Genomic DNA, 10,010 nt, shown 5'->3' on the forward strand with positions numbered 1-10,010 from the left:
GCGTCCGTTGTTGTATCCATTGTGGACATGTACGCGGTGGTCAGTGCGACGGCGCGGCGGCGAGTTCCGCGAGTCGCTTATGATCCGGTTTTCCGTTGCGGTTCAAGGGGAACTGCTCGGTGACCAGCACCCGGTTCGGCTGTTCGAACGGGGGCAGCACCGCGCAGATGACCTCCCGCCAGTAGTGTGCGTCCCGCCGGTCGCCGTCCTGGACGACGAACACCAGGCTGGCGCCGCGCCGCTGGTCGGGTACCGCGACGATCTTGGCCGAGCAGCCCCGTCCGGCGAGCCGGTGCTCGATCACCTCGGGGTGCAGGGTGTGGCCGTTGCGGTGCACCGCGCGTTTGCGCCCGGCCACGAACAGGTTCCGGTCCGCGTCGAGGTAGCCGAGGTCGCCGGTGGCGTACCAGCCGCGGTCGACCGGGCGCACCGCGCCGTCCGCGCCGAGGTAGCCCTCCATCAGGTCGGGGTCGCGCACGAACAGCTCGCCTATCTCGCCGGCGGGCAGGACCGTGCCGTCCTCGGCGCGGACTTCGAGGGCGAGCCCGTCGACGACCTGCCCGCAGCCGTGCGGATTGGCGAGGTTCGCGAACGCGACATTGCCCATCTCGGTGCTGCCGTAGCTGTCGAGCAACGGCAGGCCGAACAGTTCGACGGCACGCTCGGTCAGCGCCGGTTCCAGCGGCGCGGCACCACTGCACAGCATCCGGACGTGGGCGAATTCCCCGGCCAGCGAAGGCCGTTTGCCGATCAGGTTGAAGATGCTGCGGTAGGTCGAGGGCGTCGTGTCCACCACGGTGGCGCCCGCGCGGCCGGCGAGCTTCAGCGCGCGGTCGAGCCGCCGGTAGGGCGCGATCACCAGGGAAGCGCCGGTGAGCCAGGCGATCAGCACCATGGAAAGCCCGTACTGGTGGTTGAACGGCAGCAGGGGCAGCAGGACGTCGTCGGCCTTGTGCCCGACCAGCGCGGCGTTGCGTTCCAGGTTCTTGAGGAACCGCGCGCCGTTCTTGGCCACGCCCTTGGGTACGCCGGTGGATCCGGAGGACCACATCACCAGGCTGTCGGAAAGCTTGCCCCACGCCTCGAAGTCCAGGTGCCCGTCACCGGGCGCACGGTCCGCCGCGGCGACCATGATCTCGTAGCCGAACGCGACCGGCGTGTCCGGGGCGAGTGGAGCGTCGTCGTCGGCGAGCACGAGCCCGGCGCCGGAGGTGCGCACGGTCTCCGCGGTGGTGTCGGCCTGTTCCCGGTGGTCGACCAGCACGATCGACGCGCCGATGTGCATCAGGGCGAACAGCATGATCACGTAGGTGGTGGAGTTCTCGATCTTGAGCAGAACCCGGTCACCGGAGCCGATCCCGCGCTCGCGCAGGACGTCGGCCGCCCGGAGCGCCTGCCGCTCCAGGTCGCGCCGATCGGTGACGGAGTCGGGTCCGTAGATTCTGGCCGTCATGACGGAAGTCCTTTCTGGCACTCAATCGAGGCGGACCGGGGCGAGGTCGTCGAACCGGTCGCCGGGACCGGGGTTGTCCGGGCTGGTTCCGCCGCCGAGGTGCGCGACGACCCCCCAGACCGCGTTCAGCGCGGTGATCACCGCGCTCTCGGAGAACCCGGCGATCCAGGCCACGTCGTCGCCGGCGAGGAAGAACCCGCGGTGCGGCTCGGCCGGATCGCGTTGCATGAACTGGGTGAACAGCCGGCGCTGGTAGCGGTAGCCGCCGGGCAGGCTCGCCTTGAAGGCGCCCTTGAAGTGTGGTTCGGTCTCCCAGGTGGTCGCGATCGGCGGGCCGATGATGTGCGAGCGGATGTCCACTCCCGGGTAGATCCGGCCGAGCGCCGTCAGCATCACCTCCAGCCGTTGTTCGGGCGTGAGCGTCGCGACTTTCAGGGAATCGTCGTTCCACGTGTAGGACAGCAGCATCGTGCCGGGCGCGTCCGGGCCGTTGTCGATCAGGTAGACCCCGCGGGGGATCCGGTCGGTCAGCGTCGCGCTCATCACGTCGTGCCCGGTCACCGGGTCGCGGTCGAGCCAGAACGGCCGGTCGGTGATGACGAACAGCTTCGAGGCGCCCATGTAGTGGGTGCGTTCCAGCGCCGTCCAGACGGGCTGGGGCAGCAGGGCGGGATCGCTGCGGATGCCGGAGAGCAGATTCCAGTTCTGCGCGGTGAAGATCGCCGCCGGGTAGGCCCGTACTTCGTGGGAGGCGTCCTCGATGGTGAACCCGTCGCCGGTCCGGTCGATGCGGATCACGGCCGGTTTCGGTGTGCCGCCGTGCAATCCGGCGAGCGAGGTGCCGGCGGGCCAGTGTGCGAGCGTGTCCGGGCGATACTGCCACAGCCCGCGTGGGAGCTGCTGGCAGCCGCCGATGATGCGGTGGTGCTCGTCGCCGGTGTCGGTGCAGACCACGCGCAGGATTTCCAGCGCGGAGTTGGGAAAGTCGGTGTCCCAGCCACCGCAGCCGAACCCGACCTGGCCGAAGATCTCCCGGTGTTCGAACGAGGCGAACTGCGGCGAGGAGGTGAGGAACCCGTAGAAGGATTCCGTGTCGTACTTGGCGACCAGGTCGTTCCACAGTGTCTTGACGGTCGGGATGTCGCGGCGGCGCAGGGCGTCCTCCAGCAGCGAGAGGCCGGCCTGCTCCTGCAGGGTCTTGGCCCAGGCGTCGGAGACCTCGCCGAAGATCCGCGGCAGTTCGCTCGCGTGCCGGGCGTGGTGAGTCCGTCCGTAGAGATCGATCACCGTGCTGGGCGCGGCGTTCGAGAGTGGATTCGGGAACGGCGTGGTCTTCAGCCCGAGCTTGTCGATGTAGTGGAACAACGCGCCGGCCGACGGCGGGAAGCGCATGGCGCCGAGTTCGGCGACCGCCTCCGGATGGCCCGCCAGGGTGACCGAGCGCATCCGGCCGCCGATCTCCCCGGCCTCGTAGACCACCGGCTTGAGGCCGAGTTTCAGCAGTTCGTGCGCGGCGACCATCCCGGACAGGCCACCGCCGATCACCGCGACCTCGGTACCGTGCGCGGCGGCGGGCACCTGCCCGAGCCCGGCGGGATGACGGAGCCAATCGGCGTAGGCGAACGGGAAATCCGGGCACAGCATGGCCGCGGGGACGCCCGGATCGGGCGCTGGTCGTGCTTCGGCGGGGGACACGGTCATCGGCGTCAACCTCCGGCAGTAGTCGGTTCCGGCCTGCCCGCGTGCGGTCTCCGGCCGGGAGGGTCCCGGTCCGCGCTCCGCGGCGCCGCCGCGGGGAAGGGGAAGTCCTTCCGCGGTCGCCGGGCGCCGCCCGCCCGGGCGGACGCCTGCTCCGGCGGGACTTCCGGTTCGCCCTGCCCGACGGTAACGACGGCGGGCCGCGGCACCGGCATGCCTTTTCCACCGGCTGCTCACGGACCGGAAACTCGCCGGGAACCCCGCGCGGTTACTCGCCGGTGGAATTGTTCACCCCGGTCCTCGCCCGGCCGTGGCTAGCGTGATCGGCGGTTTCCGTTTCCCGGTACCGGGAAAAGGTCGGCGAGAGGTGGGGTGCGCGGATGACCGAGGTGGACCACCTGCGGCGGTTGACCGGCCTGACCGCCGCGGAGCAGTACCGGAAGCTGCTCGGCGTCGTGCGCCGGGCGACGGCGGCGGTACTAGGCCGGCTGCCGCCCGGCGGGATCGGCGCCGATCAGGCGTTCACCGAGCTGGGGTTCGACTCGCTGCTCGCGGTGCGGCTGCACGCGCGGCTGACCAGCGACACCGGGCTCGACCTGCCGGTGACCCTGGCCTACGACCATCCGGCGCCGGGGATGCTCGCGGAGTACCTGCGAGGACTGCTGTTCGGCGCCGGCCCGGCGGCCGCGGAGCCCTCGGCCGGGGGCGACCCGGACGAGCCGGTCGTGATCGTCGGCATCGGCTGCCGTTATCCCGGCGGAATCGGTTCCCCGGCGGCGTTGTGGACGGTCGCCGACGAGGGCCGCGACGTGATCTCCGGCTTTCCGGCCGACCGTGGCTGGGACGTCGACGGGATCTACGATCCGCGCCCGGGCATTCCCGGCCGCACCTACGTGCGTGCGGGCGGATTCCTTGACGACGCGGGCGGTTTCGACGCGGGCTTCTTCGGGATCTCACCCCGGGAAGCGCTCGCCATGGACCCGCAGCAGCGGCTCGCGCTGGAGACGTCGTGGGAGGCGCTGGAACGCGCCGGCATCGATCCGGCCACAGTGCGGGGGAGCACCACCGGGGTGTTCGTCGGGGTGGAACCGCAGGAGTACGGACCGAAACTCGCGGACGCCCCGGAAGGACTGGACGGGCATCTGCTCACCGGCACCGCGCCCAGCGTGGTCGCCGGCCGGATCGCCTACACACTCGGCCTGCAAGGGCCGGTGTTGAGTGTGGACACTGCGTGCTCGGGCTCGCTGGTCGCGCTGCATCTGGCCGCGAAGGCACTGCGGTCGGGGGAGTGCTCGCTCGCGCTGGCCGGCGGGGTCGCCGTGCTCGGCACGCCCGGTGCGTTCGTCGCCTTCTCCGCGCAGCGCGGACTCGCTCCGGACGGCCGGTGCAAGGCGTTTTCCGCCGCCGCGGACGGCACCGCCTGGGCCGAAGGGGCCGGGATGTTCGTGGTGGAGCGGCTTTCCGACGCGATGCGGCACGGCCATCCGGTGCTCGCCGTGCTGCGCGGTTCGGCGATCAACTCCGACGGCGCCTCGAACGGCCTGACCGCACCGAACGGTCCTTCGCAGCAAAGGGTGATCCGGGCGGCGCTCGCCGGGGCCGGTCTGTCCACTTCGGACGTCGACGTGGTGGAGGCGCACGGTACGGGCACGCGGCTGGGTGATCCGATCGAGGCGCAGGCGTTGCTGGCGACTTATGGCCAGGATCGTGGGACGCCGTTGTGGCTGGGGTCGATCAAGTCCAACCTCGGCCACGCGCAGGCCGCGGCGGGCGCGGCCGGGGTGATCAAGATGATCATGGCCATGCGGCACGACCGGCTGCCGCGCACGCTGCACGCCGAAACGCCGTCGCCGGACGTCGATTGGTCGGCCGGCGCGGTCCGGCTGCTCACCGGGCCGGAGCCGTGGGAACGGGGCGAGCAGCCGCGCCGGGCCGGAGTGTCCTCGTTCGGCATCAGCGGCACCAACGCGCACGTCATCCTGGAGGAACCGCCGGAGGCGGAGGCAGCGGAGACGGCGGGCGCGGTGGTCCCGCCGCTCGTTCCGGTCGCGTTCTCCGCCGCCGACGAAGCGGGGCTGCACGCCCAGGCCGAGGTGCTCCGCGCATTCGCCGGTGAGGGAACCGATCTCGCGGACCTGGCCTTTTCTCTCGCCGGGACCCGCGCCGCGTTGACCGAACGCGCGGTCGTGCTGGCCCCGGATCGCGAACGGCTGGTGGACGCGCTCGCGGCCCTCGATTCCACGCCTGGAGTGGTCCGCGGCAGTGCGACCGCGGGGGGAACGCTGGCCTACCTGTTCACCGGACAAGGCGCACAGCGCATCGGGATGGGCGCGCAGCTGTACGACGCCTTCGACGCTTACGCGGATGCGTTCGACGAAGTGTGCGGCTATTTCGATTCTCAGCTGGAAGTGCCGCTCGCGGAGGTCGTGTTCGGCGATGCCGCCCCGGAGTTGCTCGACCGCACCGAATACGCCCAGCCCGCGCTGTTCGCCATCGAGGTCGCGCTGTACCGGCTGCTGGAGCACTGGGGGATGAGCCCGGACTGCCTGTGCGGCCACTCGATCGGTGAGCTGGCCGCCGCGCACGCCGCGGGGGTGTTTTCCCTGGCGGACGCGGCGATGCTGGTCACCGTCCGTGGCCGGCTGATGCAGGAGCTGCCCGAGGCCGGCGCGATGGTCGCGTTGCCGATCTCGGAGGAGCAGGCGCGTGACGCGCTGGTGGGGCACGAGGAGACGGTGGGGCTCGCCGCGGTAAACGGACCCGAGTCCGTGGTGCTTTCCGGCGCGCAGGAGGTGCTGACCGGAATCGTCGCGGGGCTCGGCGGCGAGGCGAAGTGGCTGCGGGTCAGCCACGCGTTCCATTCCCCGCTGATGCAGGACATGCTGGTGGAGTTCGCGACGGTGGCGCGGCTGGTCGACTACCATCCGCCGCGGGTGCCGATCGTCTCGACCGTCACCGGTGAGCTCGGCGGGTTCGACTCGCCGGACTACTGGATCCGGCACGTGTCGGCGACCGTCCGGTTCGCCGACGCCGGCCGTCTGCTGCTGGACGAAGGTGTCCGGACGTTCCTCGAACTGGGGCCGGACGGGGTGCTGTCGGGGATGATCGCCGACGCCGCGTCCTCCGCTGCCGTCGTCTGCGCCCCGCTTGTGCGGCGTGCCCGCGCCGAGGTCACGGAGCTGCTGACCGCCGTGTCCACCGCGTACGTGCGCGGCGCGGCGGTCGACTTCACCGCGCTGGTGCCTGGCGCCCGTCGGCTCGACCTGCCCACTTATCCGTTCCGGCATCAGCATTACTGGCTTCCCCAGCGTGGCACAAGCGACGTGCGCGGCCTCGGGTTGCAGCGAGCCTGGCACCCCTTGATCGGGGCCGTCCTCTCGCGTCCGGACGGTGAACTCGTCTTCACCACAAGCCTGTCGACGGCGACGCATCCGTGGCTGGCCGGGCACGTGGTCAACGGCGAGGTGTTGTTTCCGGGCACGGCTTTCCTGGAACTCGCGCTCTATGCGGGCGCGGAGGCCGGGTGCGCCTGCGTCGAGGAATTGACGCTGGCGGCGCCGCTGGTGCTGTCCGGCGCAGCTGACGTCCAGGTGGTTGTGTCTACTTCGGACGAAGACGGCCGCCGCGCCGTGTCGATCCATTCGCGACCCCGCGGCGCGGACGAGTGGACTTCGCACGCCACCGGCTCGGTCGTTCCGGAGGTGCCCGCGCAGCTGCCTCCTTTCGGTACCGAGTGGCCGCCCGCGGAAGCGGAATCGCTTGCGCTGGAAGGACTCTACGACCAGCTCGACGCTGGGGGATTCGCCTACGCGGACTTGTTCCGGGGTTTGCGGGCCGCGTGGGTACGCGGTGAGGAGGTGTTCGCCGAGCTTTCGCTGCCGGAGGATGCTGCCGAGGGTTTCGGGATTCATCCGGCGCTGCTGGACGCGAGCCTGCATGCGATGGCGTTGCGTGAGCCGGAGGAATCCCGTGGCGCGCTGCCGTTCTCGTGGAACGGGGTCAGGCTGTCCGCCTCGGGTGCGACGGCGCTCCGGGTGCGGGTCTCTTTCCTTGACGGGGAAGCGGTTTCTCTGCTCGCGGTGGACTCCGCCGGCGCTCCGGTGATCACGGTCGATTCGCTGGTGGTGCGCCGTCCGGAGGCTCGGGTCCGGACGGCCGGGGCGCCCGCCGGGCTGCTCGCTCCAGAGTGGACTCCGATCCCCCTTGCCGGTGAGCTGGAATGGGTGTCCTGGGTGGACGTCGGCCCGGAATCGGTTCCGCCATGGGTGGTGTGGTCGGTCGCTCCCTCCGGGGAAGTGATCGAAGCGGCGCACGAGGCGTGCGCGCGGGTGCTGGCCGTGGTGCAGGAGTGGCTCGGTCACGAGCGGTTCGCCGGGTCGACGCTGGTGGTGCGCACCCATGGCATGCCGGCCGGTGATCCGGTGGCCGCTGCGGTGTGGGGGCTGGTGCGGAGTGCGCAGGCGGAGCATCCGGATCGTTTCGTGCTCGTCGATTGCGCTGACGAGGAGCTGTCCTCGGCGCTGGCCCTCCGGGAGCCGCAGGTCGCGATCCAGCACGGCGCGGCGTTCGTTCCGCGTCTCACGCACCCGGCCGCGGCGCTGGTGCCTCCGGCGGAGGGCGGGTGGCGTCTGGAGAAGTCCGGCGAGGGGACCGTCGAGAATCTCACCCTGAGCCCGGTCGCCGATCTCTCGCTCGCGCCGGAGGGGGTGCGCATCGGCGTCCGTGCGGTGGGTTTGAATTTTCGGGACGTGCTGAACGTGCTCGGCATGTACCCCGGTGAGGCGGGGCCGATCGGCTGCGAGGTCGCCGGAGTCGTGCTCGAGACCGGCGACGCCGTGGCGGACCTGGCGCCGGGCGACCGGGTAATGGGCGTGGTCCGCGACGGCGTGGGTCCGGTGGTCACCGAAGAGCGGGCGTTGCTCGCCCGGGTGCCGGACGGCTGGACCGACGAGCAGGCGGCGACCGTCCCGCTGGTCTTTCTGACTGCGTATTACGCGCTGTGTGATCTGGGTGGGCTTCGGGCCGGGGAGTCGGTGTTGATCCACGCCGCGGCCGGTGGGGTCGGGATGGCTGCGACCCAGTTGGCGCGGCATCTGGGTGCCGAGGTGTTCGGCACTGCGAGTGAGGGCAAGCAGCATGTTCTGCGCGCGGCCGGGCTGGACGACGACCACATCGCCTCCTCGCGCACGCTGGACTTCGAACCGCTGTTCCTCGCCGCTTCCGGTGGTCGCGGTGTCGACGTCGTGCTCAACGCGCTCGCCGGCGACTTCGTCGACGCGTCCCTGCGCCTGACCGCTCCCGGCGGGCGGTTCCTGGAGATGGGCAAGACGGACGTCCGCGAACCGGCGGACGGGCTCGTCTACCGGGCGTTCGACCTGCTGGACGCGGGACCGGCCAGGATCGCCGAGATGTGGACGGCGCTGGGCGCCCTGTTCGACACGGGCCGGTTGACGCCGCTTCCGGTGCGGAGCTGGGACGTCCGGCGGGCTCCCGAGGCGTTCCGTTTTCTCAGCCAGGCCAAGAACATCGGCAAGATCGCGCTCAGCCTGCCCCGGCCGTTGGATCCGGAGGGGACGGTGCTGGTCACCGGTGGTACCGGCGGTCTGGGTGCGATGATCGCGCGGCATCTGGTGACTGAGCACGGGGTCCGGCGTCTGGTGGTGACGAGTCGTCGTGGTCCGTCGGCTCCGGGTGCGGCGGAGTTGGTTGCGGAGCTGGGTCAGCTGGGTGCAGACGCGCGGGTCGCGGCGTGTGATGTGGCTGATCGGGATGCGCTCGGCGCGTTGCTGGCGGACGTGCCGTTGACGGGTGTGGTGCACGCGGCGGGGGTGCTGGACGACGGTCTGGTGGAGGGGCTGACGGCGGATCGGCTGGACGGTGTGCTGCGGCCGAAGGTGGATGCGGCCTGGCACTTGCACGAGCTGACCCGGGACCGTGACCTGGCTATGTTCGTGCTCTATTCCTCGGTTTCCGGAGTGCTCGGCTCGGCGGGGCAGGCCGCCTACGCAGCCGCGAACGCCTTCCTGGACGGCCTGGCCGAGCATCGGCACGGACTCGGGCTGCCCGCGGTCTCGCTGGCCTGGGGACTGTGGCGGGAGGGCATGGGCGCCGCGCTGGGCGACGACGACGTCGAGCGGATGCGCCGGGAAGGCTTCCCGCCACTGTCCAGTGAGGACGGTCTCGCCCTGTTCGACGCCGCGCTCGCCACGGGGCTGCCCGCGGTGGCGCCGGTGGAACTCGACCGCGCCGCGCTGCGTGAGCACGCCCGGAGCTGCGTGGTGCCCGCGGTACTCCGTTCCCTGGTCCGGGTTCCCCCTCGCCGTGCAGCCGCGGCCACGACCGGATCCGGGGTGGCGGAGCGGCTCGCCGGACGGTCCGATGAGGACCGGGTGACCCTGGTGCGGGAGCTGGTACGGGACCAGGCGTCGGCAGTGCTCGGGCACGGCGGGACGGTCTCGATCGACCCGGACCGCGCGTTCAAGGACCTCGGGTTCGATTCGCTCACCTCGGTCGAGCTGCGCAACCGGCTCGGCGCCGCGACCGGGCTCCGGCTGTCCTCGACCGCGGTGTTCGACCATCCGACGGTCGCCGCGCTCGCCGCGCACCTGCTGGCGGAGCTGGCTCCGCCCTCGGCAGGTCCGGCCGAGACCGTGCTGGCCGAACTGGACCGGCTGGAGGCCGGCCTGGCCGGGATCGCGGCCGGGGACGAGGGCCGCCGCGCGGTGGCCGTCCGGCTGCGCGACCTGCTGGATCGGCTCACCGGGACCGAGGCCGAGGCGGGTGACCGGCTCCGTTCGGCGACCGCCGACGAGGTGGTCGACTTCCTCGCCACCGAACTCGGGATCTCCTGAGCCCCCTG

Annotated in this window: 3 protein-coding genes; 1 reads left to right on the plus strand and 2 read right to left on the minus strand. The window is 71.4% G+C overall.

What is annotated here, in order from left to right; translation table 11 throughout:
- Positions 1-40 precede the first annotated feature (40 nt).
- Both D5S19_RS19295 and D5S19_RS19300 read right to left on the minus strand, forming a co-directional pair.
- The gene (locus tag D5S19_RS19295) at positions 41-1,453 is read right to left on the minus strand and encodes a class I adenylate-forming enzyme family protein (RefSeq protein ID WP_120024745.1); all 1,413 of its coding nucleotides are present in this window, start codon (positions 1,451-1,453) and stop codon (positions 41-43) included.
- A gap of 21 nt (positions 1,454-1,474) precedes the next feature.
- Positions 1,475-3,154, minus strand: a complete 1,680-nt coding sequence (locus D5S19_RS19300) for a flavin monoamine oxidase family protein (RefSeq protein WP_120024746.1) — start codon at positions 3,152-3,154, stop codon at positions 1,475-1,477.
- Positions 3,155-3,540: 386 nt separating this feature from the next.
- Between D5S19_RS19300 and D5S19_RS19305 the strand changes: the two genes are divergently transcribed.
- Complete coding sequence (locus D5S19_RS19305) at positions 3,541-10,002, plus strand: SDR family NAD(P)-dependent oxidoreductase (protein ID WP_407641763.1); 6,462 nt, start codon at positions 3,541-3,543, stop codon at positions 10,000-10,002.
- Positions 10,003-10,010 lie beyond the last annotated feature (8 nt).

It is taken from the genome of Amycolatopsis panacis (assembly GCF_003600245.1).
Lineage (GTDB): Bacteria > Actinomycetota > Actinomycetes > Mycobacteriales > Pseudonocardiaceae > Amycolatopsis > Amycolatopsis sulphurea.

Excerpts from the sequence above, each read along its gene's own strand:
- D5S19_RS19295 (WP_120024745.1), bottom strand. The coding sequence starts at position 1,453 with ATGACGGCCAGAATCTACGGACCCGACTCCGTCACCGATCGGCGCGAC.
- D5S19_RS19300 (WP_120024746.1), bottom strand. The coding sequence starts at position 3,154 with ATGACCGTGTCCCCCGCCGAAGCACGACCAGCGCCCGATCCGGGCGTC.